This window comes from Streptomyces sp. NPDC050704, from assembly GCF_040654355.1.
Classification (GTDB): Bacteria; Actinomycetota; Actinomycetes; order Streptomycetales; family Streptomycetaceae; genus Streptomyces.
In genome coordinates this window covers 34,494-49,604 of sequence record NZ_JBFAHW010000037.1, presented here as the reverse complement: position 1 = coordinate 49,604, position 15,111 = coordinate 34,494, and the positions used below count along the sequence as shown (strand labels likewise).

12 protein-coding genes and 1 pseudogene are annotated in these 15,111 nt (G+C 72.5%); 6 read left to right on the top strand and 7 right to left on the bottom strand.

What is annotated here, in order from left to right; translation table 11 throughout:
* Positions 1–63: 63 nt before the first annotated feature.
* Positions 64–1,212 carry a PLP-dependent transferase gene (locus AB0I18_RS22540; RefSeq protein ID WP_363107377.1) on the top strand — a complete coding sequence of 383 codons (1,149 nt, stop codon included), beginning with the start codon at positions 64–66 and terminating at the stop codon, positions 1,210–1,212.
* A gap of 132 nt (positions 1,213–1,344) precedes the next feature.
* Here the strand turns inward: AB0I18_RS22540 and AB0I18_RS22535 are convergent, their stop codons facing one another.
* From AB0I18_RS22535 to AB0I18_RS22525, 3 genes are all read right to left on the bottom strand, one after another.
* Positions 1,345–2,778, bottom strand: coding sequence for a GNAT family N-acetyltransferase (locus AB0I18_RS22535; RefSeq protein ID WP_363107340.1), 1,434 nt, complete (start codon positions 2,776–2,778; stop codon positions 1,345–1,347).
* Between the two features lie 233 nt (positions 2,779–3,011).
* Entirely contained in the window at positions 3,012–4,589 is a 1,578-nt protein-coding gene (locus AB0I18_RS22530) for an alkaline phosphatase D family protein (protein ID WP_363107339.1), read from the bottom strand.
* Between the two features lie 181 nt (positions 4,590–4,770).
* On the bottom strand, positions 4,771–6,222 hold the full coding sequence (locus tag AB0I18_RS22525; RefSeq protein WP_363107338.1) for a PLP-dependent aminotransferase family protein: 1,452 nt from the start codon (positions 6,220–6,222) through the stop codon (positions 4,771–4,773).
* Between AB0I18_RS22525 and AB0I18_RS22520 the strand changes: the two are divergent.
* Positions 6,213–7,106: pseudogene (locus AB0I18_RS22520) on the top strand (DMT family transporter); the annotation flags it as partial. The gene AB0I18_RS22525 and the pseudogene AB0I18_RS22520 overlap by 10 nt on opposite strands.
* A 45-nt stretch (positions 7,107–7,151) precedes the next feature.
* Here AB0I18_RS22520 and AB0I18_RS22515 read toward each other — a convergent pair.
* Positions 7,152–7,982 (bottom strand): alpha/beta fold hydrolase, encoded by an 831-nt coding sequence (locus AB0I18_RS22515; RefSeq protein ID WP_363107337.1) that lies wholly within the window; start codon positions 7,980–7,982, stop codon positions 7,152–7,154.
* A gap of 229 nt (positions 7,983–8,211) precedes the next feature.
* Here AB0I18_RS22515 and AB0I18_RS22510 point away from each other — a divergent pair, with 229 nt between their 5' ends.
* Together AB0I18_RS22510 and AB0I18_RS22505 are read left to right on the top strand one after the other, a co-directional pair.
* Complete coding sequence (locus tag AB0I18_RS22510; protein WP_363107336.1) at positions 8,212–9,108, top strand: RNA polymerase sigma-70 factor; 897 nt, start codon at positions 8,212–8,214, stop codon at positions 9,106–9,108.
* A gap of 245 nt (positions 9,109–9,353) precedes the next feature.
* A complete protein-coding gene (locus AB0I18_RS22505) occupies positions 9,354–10,115 on the top strand; it encodes a GntR family transcriptional regulator (RefSeq protein ID WP_363107335.1) in 762 nt (253 codons plus the stop codon).
* A 98-nt stretch (positions 10,116–10,213) separates the two neighbouring features.
* Here AB0I18_RS22505 and AB0I18_RS22500 read toward each other — a convergent pair whose 3' ends face one another.
* From AB0I18_RS22500 to AB0I18_RS22490, 3 genes are all read right to left on the bottom strand, one after another.
* A complete protein-coding gene (locus AB0I18_RS22500; protein ID WP_363107334.1) occupies positions 10,214–11,371 on the bottom strand; it encodes an ROK family transcriptional regulator in 1,158 nt (385 codons plus the stop codon).
* Between the two features lie 103 nt (positions 11,372–11,474).
* The gene (locus tag AB0I18_RS22495; RefSeq protein ID WP_363107333.1) at positions 11,475–12,137 is read right to left on the bottom strand and encodes a response regulator transcription factor; all 663 of its coding nucleotides are present in this window, start codon (positions 12,135–12,137) and stop codon (positions 11,475–11,477) included.
* A gap of 14 nt (positions 12,138–12,151) precedes the next feature.
* Positions 12,152–13,315, bottom strand: a complete 1,164-nt coding sequence (locus tag AB0I18_RS22490) for a histidine kinase (protein WP_363107332.1) — start codon at positions 13,313–13,315, stop codon at positions 12,152–12,154.
* A gap of 108 nt (positions 13,316–13,423) precedes the next feature.
* Here AB0I18_RS22490 and AB0I18_RS22485 point away from each other — a divergent pair, with 108 nt between their 5' ends.
* Both AB0I18_RS22485 and AB0I18_RS22480 read left to right on the top strand, forming a co-directional pair.
* Positions 13,424–14,368 carry an ABC transporter ATP-binding protein gene (locus AB0I18_RS22485; RefSeq protein WP_363107331.1) on the top strand — a complete coding sequence of 315 codons (945 nt, stop codon included), beginning with the start codon at positions 13,424–13,426 and terminating at the stop codon, positions 14,366–14,368.
* A 2-nt stretch (positions 14,369–14,370) separates the two neighbouring features.
* Entirely contained in the window at positions 14,371–15,102 is a 732-nt protein-coding gene (locus AB0I18_RS22480; RefSeq protein WP_363107330.1) for an ABC transporter permease, read from the top strand.
* The last annotated feature ends 9 nt before the right edge of the window (positions 15,103–15,111 follow it).

Below are 15,111 nucleotides of genomic sequence, written 5' to 3'. Positions count from 1 at the left end.
GCCGCGGGTCAGGCCGCGGGTCGGGCCGCGAGCCAGGTCGCCGGGATCGCCCGGAGGAAGACCATGGCCGGCGGGAGCGCGCCGAGAGCGCTGGCCACCGAAGCCGTTCACGCCGGACGGGACGACCTCGCCCGGCAGGGGCTGCACGCCCCGCCGATCGATCTGTCCACCACCTATCCGTCGTACGACAGCCGCGGCGAGGCCGCCCGCATCGACGCCTTCACCACGGACGGGGCCGCTCCGGAAGGACCACCGGTCTACGGCCGGCTCGGCAACCCGACCGTCGCCCGCTTCGAGACCGCCCTCGCCCGGCTGGAGGGCACCGAGGCATCGGTCGCGTTCGCGAGCGGCATGGCAGCGCTGAGCGCCGTGCTGCTCGTACGGAACGCGATGGGCCTGCGCCATGTGGTGGCCGTACGGCCCTTGTACGGGTGCAGCGACCACCTGTTGACGGCCGGGCTGCTCGGGTCCGAGGTCACCTGGGTCGACCCGGCGGGCATCGCGGACGCCCTGCGTCCTGACACCGGCCTGGTGCTGGTCGAGTCGCCCGCCAATCCGACGCTCGCCGAACTCGATCTGCGGGCGATCGCCCACGCCTGCGGGAGCGTTCCGCTGCTCGCGGACAACACCTTCGCCACGCCCGTACTGCAGCGGCCCGCCGAACAGGGCGCGCGGCTCGTCCTGCACAGCGCCACCAAGTACCTGGGCGGTCATGGTGACGTGATGGCCGGGGTGGTGGCCTGCGACGAGGAGTTCGCCGGGCGGCTGCGGCAGGTCCGGTTCGCCACCGGAGGCGTGCTGCATCCGCTCGCCGGCTATCTGTTGCTGCGCGGTCTTTCGACGCTGCCCGTACGGGTCCGGGCCGCCTCCTCCAACGCCGCGGAACTGGTCCGCCGCCTCGCCGCCGACCCGCGCGTCGCCCGCGTCCACTATCCGCGCCTCGGCGGCGCCATGGTCGCCTTCGAGATCCATGGCGATCCGCACGAGGTGATCGCCGCCGTCCGTCTCATCACCCCGGCGGTGAGCCTCGGCAGCGTCGACACCCTCATCCAGCACCCCGCCTCGATCAGCCACCGCATCGTGAACGCCGAGGACCGCCACCGGTCCGGAGTCAGCGACCGGCTGCTGCGCCTCTCGGTGGGACTGGAGGACGTGGAGGACCTCTGGCAGGACCTGGACGGGGCGTTGGGGACCGCACCCGCACGACGCTGAGCGGGTCCGGGGAGGTGCGATGCGGTTCGGGTGCGCCCCCGAAGGGGCGCGGGGCTGTGACATTGTGCGGCTCCGCCGCGTGGGCGCGACCAGCCACGGCGCACCCGCAGCCGAAAACACTACCGCGCTCGACTAGTCCCGCACGGAGTGCCCGGCCTCGTCGTACGGCAGCCGCGAACTCACCGGCGTAGCGTCCAGGCGGGCCGTGATGACCAGGGTGCCCTCCTCGATCTGGTAGTCGAGGGGGAGGTCGAGACCGCGCATGGCGGCGACCATGCCGGTGTTGGACGACTGCGTGACGGCGTAGACGCTCTCGCAGCCGGCCTCGACCGCCATGGCCACCAGCCGGCCGAGCAGCTCGCTGCCGATACCGCGCCGCTGCCACTCGTCCTCGACGAGCAGCGCGATCTCCGTCTCGTCGCCGTCCCAGAGGAGATGGCCGAGCCCGACGACGCGCCCCGACGCGGTCTGCACGGCGAGGGTGCGGCCGAAGCGCGGGCTGAGGAGGTGGCTCAGGTATTTGTCCGCGTCGCCGACCGGACCGTGGTAGCGCATGCTCAGCGTGCGCGGCGAGCACCGCTCCTGCATGGCCTTCGCGGCCTGGAGGTCACCGGCGTCGGCGCGGCGCACGGTGATGGCCTTGCCCTGGGGCAGCGTCAGCACGTCGCGGCTGCGCGGGATGCGCGGACCGAGCCGGGCGTCCAGCTCGACCAGTGCGCGGGCCCGCGCGAACTCGGTGGGCGTGAACGGCAGATACGGCCGCTCCACGGTGATCACTCCGCCTTCCGGTGCGCGCAGCCGCATCACGGTGTCCTCCAGCGCACCCTCGACGGGCGCCCCTTCCGCCGCCCGGTCACCGCCGACCGACGCGGCGGGCAGCGAACGGATCGTGCACCGTCCCAGCAACTGCCGCAGCGCCAGCGGCAGTTCCGCGGCGTCCAGCGCCGTACGCGTCGCCAGGCCCAGTACCCGGGTGGGCGCGTCCACCAGGTCGTGCGCGTCGGCCCGCTCGATCCAGGTGCCGGTGCCGCCCGCCTGCGAGATCGCCCGGGTGACGTCGGAGCCCGCCACGTCCGCGGGAGCCCGCAGCAGGAACTCGTCCACGGTGCCGTCGGCCAGCGGATGCGTCTGCAGGCTCAGGATGTCGACCCGCTGCCCCGCCAGCGCCAGGCACAGCGCGGCCAGCGATCCCGGCTCGTCGCGCACGGTGGTCCGCATCCGCCAGAGCACGGGCTCCCGGGTGACGGCTTCCGCATCGGCCGGAGCCGCCTCGGAGGTCCCGGCATCCCGCGCTGGGGCGGGCGGCCGGGTGCCGGTATCGCCCGTCGGGGGAGCGTGACCGTGGCGGCGTGCCCACCATGTGTGGAACCCCGCCGTGGCGACCAGGACGACCGCCGAGATCGCGAGCAGGGCGGGGCCGTCGGGACCGTGCCCGATCAGGTTCGCCACGGCGTCCGCGACGGCCACCGCCGTGAACAGCGCGGCCAGTTCGACGAGATCCCGGCGCCAGTGGTGGACCGGACGACCGTGTTTCGTACGCGTCACATCAGACATGTCTGGAGTCATGCAGTCACTGTGGACGATGGGTGTTGCGTGATCACGAACGCTTTGTGACTGATCGGTTAAGTGTGATTCTGTCCCGTTTGTTGTTCTTTTTACGATTCTCTGACGTGGATTGGACGTGTGGATGTCAGGAAGCTCGTAGCTCGCAGAGATCACGGACGTGCCGCGCACCGGGAGATGACGCCGGTACGCGGCACGAGGTCCGAGGGTACGCGAGCTCGCGCCCCGCGTGTCGTCTACTGCCCCACGCGTCCCGGCTGCAACACCTTCGTGAACAGTACCGAACCGCCGGTCGCCCGCAGACGGACCGTCAGTTCGCCGCTGTCGCCGTCGATGTCGACCTCGCCGAAGTACTGCGGGGACTCCATCGGCGAGACGTTCGCGGTCGTCGGCGCCTTGACGAAGACCCGGTCGGGACCGAACGTGCCGTCCAGCGCGTTCGCCGGGAAGCCGCCCGCCGCCAGCGGTCCGGAGACGAACTCCCAGAACGGCGCGAAGTCCTTGAAGGCCGCACGTGACGGGTCGTAGTGCTGAGCCGAGGTGTAGTGCACGTCCGCCGTCAGCCACACCGTGCCGGTGATCCGGCGGTGCTTGACGAACCGCAGCAGCTCCGCGATCTGGAGCTCGCGGCCGAGCGGCGCGCCCGGGTCACCCTGCGCGACGGCCTCGATGTCCGTCGCGCCGTCCGGCACGACCAGGCCGAGCGGCATGTCGGCGGCGATCACCTTCCACACCGCGCGCGACCGCGCCAGCTCCCGCTTCAGCCAGGCGAGTTGCTCCGCGCCCAGGATGCCGGTGGTGTCGTCGGTCTGCCGGCCCGGCGAGTTGGCGTTGCGGAACGTACGCATGTCGAGCACGAACACGTCGAGCAGTGGGCCGTGGTGCACGACCCGGTGCACCCGGCCGTCGTCGCCCGTGGCGGGCAGTGTGGAGATCGGGAAGTACTCGCTGAACGCCTTGCGGGCGCGGGCGGCCAGCGTGTCGACGTCCTTCACCGTGTAGCGGGCGTCGGTGAGGATCTCGCCCGGGTACCAGTTGTTGACGACCTCGTGGTCGTCCCACTGGGTGATCGTCGGCACCTGCGCGTTGAAGGAGCGCACGGCCTCGTCGAGCAGCGGGTAGCGGAAGTTGCCCCGGTACTCGGCGAGGGTCTCCGCGACCTTGGACTTCTCCTCGGTGGTGACGTTCCGCCAGACGCGGCCGTCGGGCAGCGTGACGGACGGCGACAACGGGCCGTCCGCGTAGATTGTGTCCCCGCTGCACAGGTAGAAGTCCGGGTCGAGGCGGCGCATCTCGTCGTACGCGTAGAGGCCGCCGATGTCCGGGTTGATGCCCCAGCCCTGGCCCACGACGTCGCCCGACCACAGGAAGCGGACGCCGTCGCGCCGCTTGGCGGGCGCGGTCCGGAAGGTGCCCGGCACCGCCTCACCGGTGCGGCGGTAGTCGTCCGGGTCGGCCAACGTCACCCGGTAGTGGATCTGTTCGCCGGCCGGCAGGCCGCGCAGCGGGACCGTGCCGGTGAAGTCGGTGTCCGCGCCGAGGAGCGGGCCGTGCCATCTCCTCGGGTTGCGGAACGACTCGGTTGCGGAGGTCTCCACGATCATGCGCGCCGGCCGGTCGGAGCGCACCCACACCAGCCCGGAGTGCGCGCTCACGTCTCCGGCCTGCACACCCCATGCCGCCTTCGGCCGCCCCGACAGGGTGAAGGCCGGGGCCGCGCCTGCGGCGGGCAGCGCGAGGATCGCCGACGCGGCGAGCGAGCCGCGCAGGACACTGCGGCGACCGGGGGACGGGCTCGACGGACGGTGTGACATGGAACGCCTCCTGGGACGGGTTCGACCAGTGTGCACGGCCACAACTACTGGTGTGCCGCAGCGTCTGCGCAAACCTCGAGTGAACACTGACCGGAACGTTCCGCTGGGTTGGGTGGTTTGGCAGGGTTCGATGGATGATGTGCGGGTTGTGGTGGGCTGGTCGCGCAGTTCCTCGCGCCCCTTACGGGGCTCGTTGTCCGTGGCCCTCCGCCATCAAGCGCACTCCCTCCCGGATGCGTGTCGGAGACACGTGTGCGTAGCCCAGTACCAGGCGGACCACATCGTCGCCGGTCGTCGTGGGCTGTGTGTAGTCCTTGAGCGGACGTACCGCGACGCCGGCCTCGGCCGCGCTCTCCAGGAAGCGTTCCTGCGGCCCGTAGTGGTCGGGCAGAGTCGCGATGACATGCAGGCCGGCGGCGATACCGGAGACCCGCGTTCCGGGAAAGTGCTCCTCCAGGGCCGCCACGAGCGTGTCGCGCCGTTCCTTGTACGCGCGCTGGCAGCGGCGCAGCTGCCGGTCGTAGTCGCCCCGTTCCACGAAGCGGGCCAGCAGCGCCTGGTCGACGACCGGATGGCCGAGGTCCATCGTCCGCTTGCGCTCGACGACCTCCTCGGACAGCGACGCCGGAACCAGCAGCCAGCCGAGCCGTAGCCCCGGGGCCAGCGACTTGCTGACCGACCCGGTGTACGCGACGTGCTCCGGGTCGAGTCCCTGGAGCGCGCCCACCGGCGCCCGGTCGTAGCGGAAGTCCCCGTCGTAGTCGTCCTCGATGACCAGCCCGTCCACGGAGCGTGCCCAGTCGAGGAGCTGGGTGCGGCGCCGCGCGGAGTACGCGATCCCCGACGGAAACTGATGCGCGGGCGTCGTCACCACCGCCCGTACGCCCGACCGCCGCAGCGGCTCGGTGGCCAGCCCTTCGTCGTCAAGGGGCAGCGGTACGGCGCCGAGGCCGGCCGACGCGAACAGCGTGCCGTGCTCCGGGCTCGCGGGATCCTCCATGCCGACGGTGCGCATCCCGCGCGCGTGGAGCGCGAATCCGAGCAGGGTCATCGCCTGCGCCACACCGGAGACGACCAGAACCCGCTCCGGGTCCGCGACCACGCCCCTGCGCCGGGCCAGCAGTTCCGCGAGGGCGGTACGCAGCCGGGGCAGCCCGCGCGGATCCGGGTAGCCCAGCGTGTGGTGCGGCAGTTCGGCGAGTACGGCGCGCTGCGCGGCCGCCCACGCCGTGCGCGGGAAGAGCGACAGGTCCGGAGTGCCGGGCAGGAAGTCGGCCCGGGCGCCGGGGGAGCGTGGAGCGAGGTCACGTGTGCGTGGGTGGGCGGCCCGGACCGCGCCGCCCACCCACGTTCCGGCGCCCCGGCCGCTGCGCAGGTACCCCTCCGCGGTCAACTGCTCGTACGCCTCGGTGACCAGCCCCCGGGACACCCCGAGATCGGCGGCGAGTTCACGGCTGGACGGCAGCCGCGTGCCGGGCGTGAGCCGCCCGGAGCGGACCGCCTCGCGCAACGCCGCCTGCAGGGCGCGGCCACGCGCGCGCGGCGGTGCCGCGGCGGCCGGCAGGAGCAGCTCCCAGGCGGCGGCCCACGCCGCTGGTCCGGACGTACCCGGATTGGTCCCCGATGGCGTCATGGAAGTGGACCTTAAACCGGACCGGTGCCCTTCATAGCGTCGTAGCCATGAACACAGCCACCGCCCGCGGGTCACTGCTCGCCGCCTTCGCCGGCATCCTCGTCGGCGGCTCCTTCACCGCCAACAGCGTCCTGGGCCACTATCCGTACGCGGGCGGCCAGTTCCTGCGCTACGGCCTCGCCTGTCTGCTGCTCGTCCCCCTGGTCGGACGAGGCGGCGCGGCGCCGCTGCGCAGGCTGACACCGCGCCAGTGGACGCGGCTCGCACTCCTGGCGGCCGTCGGCATGGTCGGCTTCAACCTCGCGATCCTCGCCGCCGAACGCAGCGCGGAACCCGCGGTACCGGGTGTCTTCGTAGGCTGTGCCCCGGTCGTCGTGGCCGTGCTCATGCCCCTGGTCGAAGGCCGTCGGCCCCAGCGCGTCGTCCTGTACGGCGCGCTTCTGGTGGCCGGCGGCGCCTTCACCATTCAGGGCTGGGGCCGTACCGACGGCATGGGACTGGCCTTCTCCGTGTGCGCGCTCATCGGGGAGGTCGGGTTCGCGGTCCTCGCCGTACCCGTGCTGCGGCCGCTCGGCCCGCGGCTCCTGGCGGCCACCGTGTGCGGGCTCGCCGCGGTCGAGTCGGCGCTGGTCGGGGTGATCGTGGACGGCGGCGCCTGGCTGCGGATGCCGGACGGCACCGAAGCCACCGCGTTGCTGTGGCAGGCGGCGATCGTCACGGTCATCGGCTTCGTCTGCTGGTACATGGGCATACAGCGCATCGGCGCGGAGCGCGCCACGCTCTTCTCCGGCCTCATCCCGGTCGCCGCGGCCTGCACGGCGCCGCTGGTCGGAACGGGTTCCTACGGGGTCGCGCAGGCCGCGGGCAGCGCCCTGGTGGGTGCCGGAGTGGCCCTGGGTTCGGGCGCGTTGAGCGTGCGGGGCGGAAAATCAGCGGCTGCCGTCCAGGACGACCCGGGCGACCAGGGCGGGGTCGTCGTTCATCGGGACGTGCCCGCAGCCGGGCAGCCGCACCAGCCGGGCCCGCGGAATGACGTGCTTGGCGCGGATCCCCTGGCGGCGCACCAGGATGCGGTCCTGGGCGCCCCAGGCCACGGTGACGGGCAGCCCGGGGATGTCGTCCGTGAACTGGACGGCGGCGCCGGCCCTGAGCGTCTCGGTGAACCCCTTGGCGTTGGCAAGCGCGAGGGTCTCGGCGACGACCGCCTCGGGTGAACGCCGGCCCGGGCGGGCGTAGATGGTGCCGGTCAGCACGGCGCGCCCGGCCGCCGTACGCGACAGCCGCTCGACCATCGGCAGCGGCATGCTCCGCGCGCCCTGCCGCATCGCCTGCAGCAGACCGAACGCGTACCGCCGCTCGACCGGTGACCAGAACCCGGCCGGGGCCAGTGCCGTGACGGACCGTACGAGCTTCTGGCGGCCCAGCTCCAGGGCGAGCAGCCCGCCCAGGGAGTTGCCCGCCACATGCGGCCGTTCGAGCTCCAGCGTCTCGCACAGCGCGCCCAGCGCGGTGTTCATCGTGGCCAGGTCGTGGGCGAGCCCGTCGGGCAGTGCCGGGGACTCGCCGCAGCCGGGCAGGTCCACCGCGATGACGTCCCGCTCGGTCGCCAGGATGTCGACGACCGGGTCCCAGGCCTGCCGGTGGTGGCCTATCCCGTGCAGCAGGAGAAGCGGTTCGCCGCTCCCCACGCGCGCGTAGGCGAGGGTCACGGTCCGCGGGCCGTGCGGAGTGGGGACGCTGACGGAGACCGTGTCGGACATGGAACTGCTCCTCGTCTGAGTACCGATATCGGCTGACTCACCGGCTGGTAGACAGCTTGTCAGCAATTACTACCCGCCGGTAGCCCTCGGCGGTCGCCAAGCTCATGGGGTACGACTTTCAACGTGCCCCGCACACCTCGGGGTTGACCGCCGGGTGCCCGACCGCCGCGCACCGGCGTCCCGGAATTTCGCCTGGACACGACCTGACGTGTCGGGATGAGATGGTGCCGTGGCTACCGACACCGCGACCGAGGTCTTCGAAGAGCACCGGCCCGTTCTGATGGGCGTCGCCTACCGCATGCTCGGCCGGGTGGCCGACGCGGAGGACGTGGTCCAGGACGCGTGGCTGCGCTGGTCCGGCGCCGACCGCTCCGACGTACGCGAACCGCGCGGCTATCTGGTGCGCGTCACCACGAGGCTCGCCATCGACCGGCTGCGCCATGTCCAGTCCCGCAACGAGGCCTACGTGGGGCCGTGGTTGCCCGAGCCGTACGTCACGCATTTCGGGGACGCCGTCCCGGACACGGCGGAACGGGCGGTGCTCGCCGACTCCGTCTCCCTGGCCGTCCTCGTCGTCCTGGAGTCGCTGTCGCCGCTGGAGCGCGCGGTGTTCGTCCTCAGGGAGGCCTTCGGCTACCCGTACGCGGATATCGCGACCACCCTCGACCGCAGTGAGTCCGCCGTGCGGCAGCTCGCCGGGCGGGCCCGCCGGCACGTCGAGGAGAAGCGGCCCCGCTACGAGGTCGATCCCGCCCAACGGCGCGATCTCACCGAGCGGTTCATCGCCGCGGCGACGGAGGGTGACCTGGAGGGGCTCATGTCCCTGCTGGCCCCGGACGTGCGACTGGTGGGCGACAGCGGGGGCCGTGCCCAGGCGCCGCTCCGGGTCATCGAGTCCGCGGACAAGGTGGGCCGCTTCCTCCACGGCGCCGCCCGGAAGGGTGCAGGGAAGGGCGCCGGAGAGGTGTCGTTCCGGTTCCTGGAGGTCAACGGCGGCGCCGCGCTGCTGGTCCTGGTCGAGGGCAAGCCCGACAGCGTCTTCCAACTGGACGTCGCCGACGGCCGGATCCAGTGCGTCTACATCGTCCGCAACCCCGAGAAGCTGCTGTACCTCGCCGTCGACTGACAGCGCCCCGCCCCACCGAGGCCCTCGTCCGGGAGACGAGGGCCTCGCCGTTCTGTCACGAATCCTGCGTATCGCGAACGCCGTATGAACACTCTGCGGCAACACGTGTGTTCGAGCTGTAACGGATCGAGGATTGGTCTTGACCAAGGGTAGGACCGGGCATATCGTCGCAGGGATAGTGCAGGAACCTTTAATAAACAAGGGCGTTAAAAGCCGCCGGATCACGGCGATTGCGGAGGACTAGGGTGGGGACCCAGCAGTTGGATACGGTGCAGGAGCCCAAGTACTGGCACCTCAAGACCGTGCTCAGCGAAGCACTGGACTCCGAGTTCTCGGTGGGTGAGATCCTGCCGAACGAGCGTGATCTCGCGGCCCGGTTCGGCGTCGCCAGGGCCACGCTCCGGCAGGCCCTGGAGCAGCTCGAACTCGAAGGCCGGCTCCAGCGTCGGCGCGGCGTCGGCACGACCGTGGCGCCGCCGCGCATGGGCGTGGCCGTCGGATCCGAGCACCACACGTGGCCGGGCGAGGCCGGCGACGCCTGGCAGCCCGTCGACTGCACGGTGGTGGCGCCGCCCGCCGCGGTGGCCGACATCCTGGAGACCGGCCGCGACGAGCAGGTGCACATGGTGCGCCGCTCCCGGACGACGCACGGTCAGCCCGTCGCCGCCGAACTGCTCTACATCCCGGCCTCGGCGGTGCCCGACCTGTCCGGCATCGACGCGCCGTCGGGAGTGGCACGCGCGCGTGCCGTGCTGCGGGAGCTCCAGCATCTCGGTCTTGAGGGCCAGGACCGTGCCGTGGAACTCGGCTCGGCCCGTGCGGACGACGCCAAGGAGCTCGACCGGCTCCCCGGTGCACCCGTCCTCGTCGTCACCACCCGCTTCTTCGCCGAGGGGCGCACCGCGGCGGTCTCCGTCGCCACGTACCGCGCCGACACCTGCCGGCTGACCTTCGGCGACTCGGGCGGTGTGGAGATACACCACGACTCGGAGCGCCGCGCTTCCTGAGGGACTTGCCCGTATCCGTCTGTCTGCGTACGTGTCGCGCCCCGGGACTCCGGGGCGCGACACGTTTGTACGGGATGATCAGGGGCTGTACGGGATGGTCAGCGGCGCGCCGTCACGGTGCCCTCCACCGCGAAGAGCTGCTCCTCCACGTGGTCGAGCGCCAGTCGCAGCGCGCCCGTCGCCACCGCCGCCTCGCCCAGCAGCGACAGAGCCACCCGGGGCGGCCGCAGACAGTAGCGGGCCAACTCCTTGCGCAGCGGCTCCAGTACGCCGTCGATGCCCGCCGCCCAGCCGCCGATCACGACGAGTTCGGGGTCGAGGGCCAGAACGAGCGCCGCCACGTCGTGCACCAGCCGCTGGATGAAGCGGTCGACAGCCGCCATGGCGCGCTCGTCGCCCGCACGCGCGTGCGTGAAGACCTCCGCGACCGCCGGCTCGTCGAGCGGGTGCAGCGGCTCGTCGGTCGTGGACAGCAGCGTTTCCGGAGTCGCCTCCCGGCCCAGCAGGTGCAGCGCGCCGATCTCGCCGGCCGCCCCTCCGTAGCCGCGGTGCAGGCGCCCGCCGATGAGGGAGCCGGCGCCAGGGCTCAGCCCGGCCAGCACGAACACCATGTCGTCGGACTCGGTGCCCGCGCCCTTCCAGTGCTCGGCGACCGCCGCCGCGTTGGCGTCGTTCTCCACGAGCACCGGGCATTTGAAGGAGCGGCGCAGCCGCTCGCCCAGGTTCAGACCCGTCCACTCCGGCAGCGCCGTGCCCAGGCGCACGGTGCCGTCGGCCTCGACGATGCCGGGCGTGCCCACACCGACGGCCCGCAGGCAGCCGCGCGCGACACCGGAACGGCGCAGCAGTTCGGCGACGGCGGTACGCAGCCGGTCGAGCCGTTCGTCCGCCGGTGCCGTCTCACCGACGTCCTTGGCGATCGTGCCCAGCACCCGGCCGTCCAGATCCGCGAGAAGCGCCGCCACGCGGTGCGGGCCGATCTCCAGGCCCAGCAGGTGCCCCGCCTCCGCCCGGAAGCGGAACCGGCGCGCGGGCCGTCCCTGGCGCCGCGCGGCACCCTCCTCGGCCGCGGTCTCCACGACGAGCCCGCCCTCGATGAGCCCCTCGACGACACCCTCGACGGTGGGCCGGGACAGCCCGGTCACCCGGGTGATCTCGGTGAGTGTCGCGAAGTCCGTCGCCCGCAGCGCGTGCAGCACCACCGCGGAGTTGATCCTCCGCAGCAGAGAGGGATCCCCGCCGGTCAGCCGCCCCAACGTCCGTCCTCCCAGCTAGTGCGCGTGTTGGTTGGCCGGATCGTACTCGGCGCGGCGGCCTCCGGCGAGTGCCGGGCGCCACCTCGTCGCCGAAGGGCCCGGATCAGCCGGGCGCCACGAACCCCGACTCGTACGCCGCGATCACCGCCTGCGTCCGGTCGCGTGCCCCCAACTTCGCCAGTACGGCACTGACGTGGGACTTCACCGTCTCGGTGCCGACGATCAGCTGTCCGGCGATCTCCGCGTTGGACAGACCCCGGGTCATCAGCCGCAGCACCTCGGCCTCGCGGTCGGTCAGCGCCGCCCGCTCCAGAGCCGCCCGGGCCGCCCGATTCCCGCCGCCTTCCCCGTACTCGGCGGCCAGCTGCCGCACCGAGGCCGGGAACAGCAGCGACTCGCCCTCCGCGACCAGCCGCACGGCGTGCACGATCTCGGCCGGCCTGGCCCGCTTCAGCAGAAAGCCGTCGGCACCCGCGCGCAGCGCCTCGTAGACGTACTCGTCGTTCTCGAAGGTCGTCACCACCAGGATCTTCGGCGGCCGGTCGATCGTCCGCAGCACCGCGCGGGTGGCCTCGATGCCGTCCATGAGCGGCATGCGCACGTCCATCGCGACGACATCCGGCCGCAACTGCCGCACCAGCGGGATCACCGCCGCGCCGTCGGCGGCCTCCCCGACCACCTCGATGTCGGGCTGCGCCTCCAGAACGGCGCGCAGACCGGCACGTACGAGGGGTTCGTCGTCGACGAGCAGAACGGTGACCGGCACCCGGCCAGCGTAGATCAGCGCAGCGGCAGCTCGACGTACACCTGCCAGTCACCCCGGTCCGGGCCGGTCCGCGCCCGGCCGCCGAGCAGCGCGGCCCGCTCCCGGATGCCCCGCAGACCGCTGCCCCCGCGGGCGCCCGGTATCTCCGCCGACAGCGGATTGCGCACCTCCAGGGAGAGGGTCCGGTCCTCGACCCCGATACGCACCCCGACGGGTACGGACCCGGCGTGCCTGAGCACATTGGTGAGCGACTCCTGAAGGATGCGGTAGCCCTCCCGCGAGACCGGCCCCGGCACATCCTCCAGGGGGCCTGTCACTTCGGCGTCGATCTTCGCCCCCGAGGCACGCGCCGATTCCAGGAGCCGGTCGGCCTCCACCAGCGTCGGGCGGCGGCTCGCGGGACGCTCCGACTCGCGCAGCACGCCGAGCACCCGCTCCAGGTCCTCCAGCGCGGTGCGGCCCGTGTCCTCGATGGCGAGCAGGGCCCGGTCGGTGAACTCCGGATCACCCGTTGCCCTCGCCGCCCCCGCCTGCACCACGGCCACCGTCAGCGCGTGGCCGATCGAGTCGTGCAGTTCACGGGCGATGCGGGTCCGCTCCAGGAGCCGCTCGGTGCGCTCCTCCAGGGCGGCGACCCGCTCGGCCGCGGACGGTCCGAGGAGGTGGCGGGCGATGGCCGTGACCAGCTCGCCGAGACCGACCACGACGGCGTAGAGCGCGATCAGCGCCAGCGGTGCGAGTAGCGCGTACGCCCAGTGGGCCGCCGAAACCGGCAGGAGCGGATTGTCGTCCGGCACCTGGCCGAACGAGAGCCGGGTCAGGTCCACGGCGAGCACCGGCAGCCAGACGGTGACCCCCATCGTCACCGCCCCGAGGGCCATGCGGGCCTCCAGCCACAGCACCGTCCGCAGCCGGTCCCGCCAGGTCGCCGACGGCGCGACCGTGATCGCCGCGTCCTGGGCGCCCCGCTCGCCCGGCGTCAGCAGCAGCTGTGCCTGCACACCCTCGCCCACCCGCACGGCCGGGATCAGCCCCAGCGGAATCAGCAACACCGCGGGCACCCACGGCTTGGACATGTCGATGAACAGCCACACGCTGACGAACAGCATGGGAACCCACAGGTGCAGCAGGCGGGTGTACGTCGTCCCGCGGGTCAGCGGGCGCAGCAGGCGGGCCATTCCGTCATCGTGCCAGCCGGCACTGACAACGAGCCTCCCCCGAGCGAGGGAGACGGCATCCCCGGGCGGGGGAGGACCGGGCCCCCGCCCGGCGGCCAGCCTTGGGCCATGACCAGCATCGACGTCCAAGACCTCACCAAGGAGTACGGAACCACGCGTGCCGTGGACCGGTTGACCTGCCACGTCGCGCCGGGCCGCGTCACCGGCTTCCTCGGTCCCAACGGCGCCGGGAAGTCCACCACGATGCGGCTCGTGCTCGGCCTGGACCGGCCGACGTCCGGCACCGCCACCATCGGCGGCCTCGCGTACTCGGCACTCGACGAGCCGCTGCGCCAGGTCGGCGCCCTGCTCGACGCACAGGCCGCGCACGGCGCGCGCACCGCACGGGACCATCTGCGGGTGCTCGCCGCGAGCAACCGCCTCCCGGAGCGCCGCGTGGACGAGGTCCTGGAGGAGGCGGGGCTCGCCTCGGTGGCCCGCCGCCGCGTCAGGACGTACTCCCTGGGCATGCGTCAGCGCCTGGGCATCGCCGCCGCGCTGCTGGGCGACCCGCCGGTCGTGCTGCTCGACGAGCCGTCCAACGGGCTCGATCCCGAAGGCATCATCTGGATCCGGGAGTTGCTGCGCCGACTCGCCCGCGAGGGCCGGACGGTGCTCGTCTCCAGCCACCTGATGAACGAGACGGCGTCCTTCGCCGACCACCTCGTCGTCCTGGGCCGCGGCCGCCTGCTCGCGGACATGCCGATGCGGGAGTTCATCGACGCGCGCGTGCGGCCCCGCGTACGGGTGCGCACGACCGACGGCGCGGCACTTCGGGAGCTGCTCGCCCGGCACGGTTACGACGCCGTCGAGGGCAGGGGCGAGGGCGACGACGAACGCTGGATCGTGCACCACGCGCGCGTGGACGACATCGGCCGCCTCACATCGGGCACGGCGATACCCATCCTCGAACTCGCGGCGGAGGAAGGCACCCTGGAGCAGGCCTACCTCGATCTGACGGCCACGGAGGCCGAGTTCACCGCCCAGTCCCCGACTCAGCCGCAGGAGGCCTGACCGTGCCGTTCGCACCCGTACTCCACTCGGAGTGGCTCAAGATCCGTACGCTGCGCTCGCTCGTCGCCGGACTGGCCGCCGTCGTCCTCGTCACGGCGGTCTTCTCCGCGCTCGCCGGGCTCGACGCCTCCTCGGACGACGACGGGGACTTCGACGCCCTGTTCTCGGCGTTCTTCGGAGTCAGCTTCGGGCAGATCGCCGTGATCACCTTCGGCGCGCAGGCCGTGTCGTCCGAGTTCCAGGGCGGTGCGCTGAGGGTCTCGCTGGCCGCGGTGCCCCGGCGTGGGCGGTGGTTCGCGGCCAAGGCGGTGGCGATCGGCGTACCGGCCCTGGCCGTCGGTCTCCTGACCGGATGCGTGAGCCTGGTCGTGGGCAAGGCCGTTCTCGGTGACCGGGGGAGCGGGCTGAGCTGGGGCGAGGGACTGCGGGGCGTCGCCGGTTGCGGTGTCTACCTCGCGCTGATGGCCCTCTTCGCGGCCGGGCTGACCGCGCTGCTGCGCAGCGGCGTCGCCACACTGAGCATCCTCGTGCCGTTCCTGCTCATCGTGTCGTTCGTGATCGGCGGCGTGTCCGGGACCGTCGCGGACTTCCTGCCGGACAAGGCCGGACAGGTGATCCTGCACGAGACGTGGGACGGCGCGCTCGGACCGTGGACGGGGCTCGCGGTGACGGCGGTGTGGGCGGCGGTCGCGTTGGTGGCGGGCGGGTGGCGCGTGTGCCGTCGGGACGCCTGAGACGCGGCT

Coding starts and splice junctions, on each gene's coding strand:
- AB0I18_RS22485 (WP_363107331.1), top strand. CDS start 13,424: ATGACCAGCATCGACGTCCAAGACCTCACCAAGGAGTACGGAACCACG.
- AB0I18_RS22535 (WP_363107340.1), bottom strand. CDS start 2,778: ATGACTCCAGACATGTCTGATGTGACGCGTACGAAACACGGTCGTCCG.
- AB0I18_RS22490 (WP_363107332.1), bottom strand. CDS start 13,315: ATGGCCCGCCTGCTGCGCCCGCTGACCCGCGGGACGACGTACACCCGC.
- AB0I18_RS22515 (WP_363107337.1), bottom strand. CDS start 7,982: ATGTCCGACACGGTCTCCGTCAGCGTCCCCACTCCGCACGGCCCGCGG.
- AB0I18_RS22525 (WP_363107338.1), bottom strand. CDS start 6,222: ATGACGCCATCGGGGACCAATCCGGGTACGTCCGGACCAGCGGCGTGG.
- AB0I18_RS22530 (WP_363107339.1), bottom strand. CDS start 4,589: ATGTCACACCGTCCGTCGAGCCCGTCCCCCGGTCGCCGCAGTGTCCTG.
- AB0I18_RS22540 (WP_363107377.1), top strand. CDS start 64: ATGGCCGGCGGGAGCGCGCCGAGAGCGCTGGCCACCGAAGCCGTTCAC.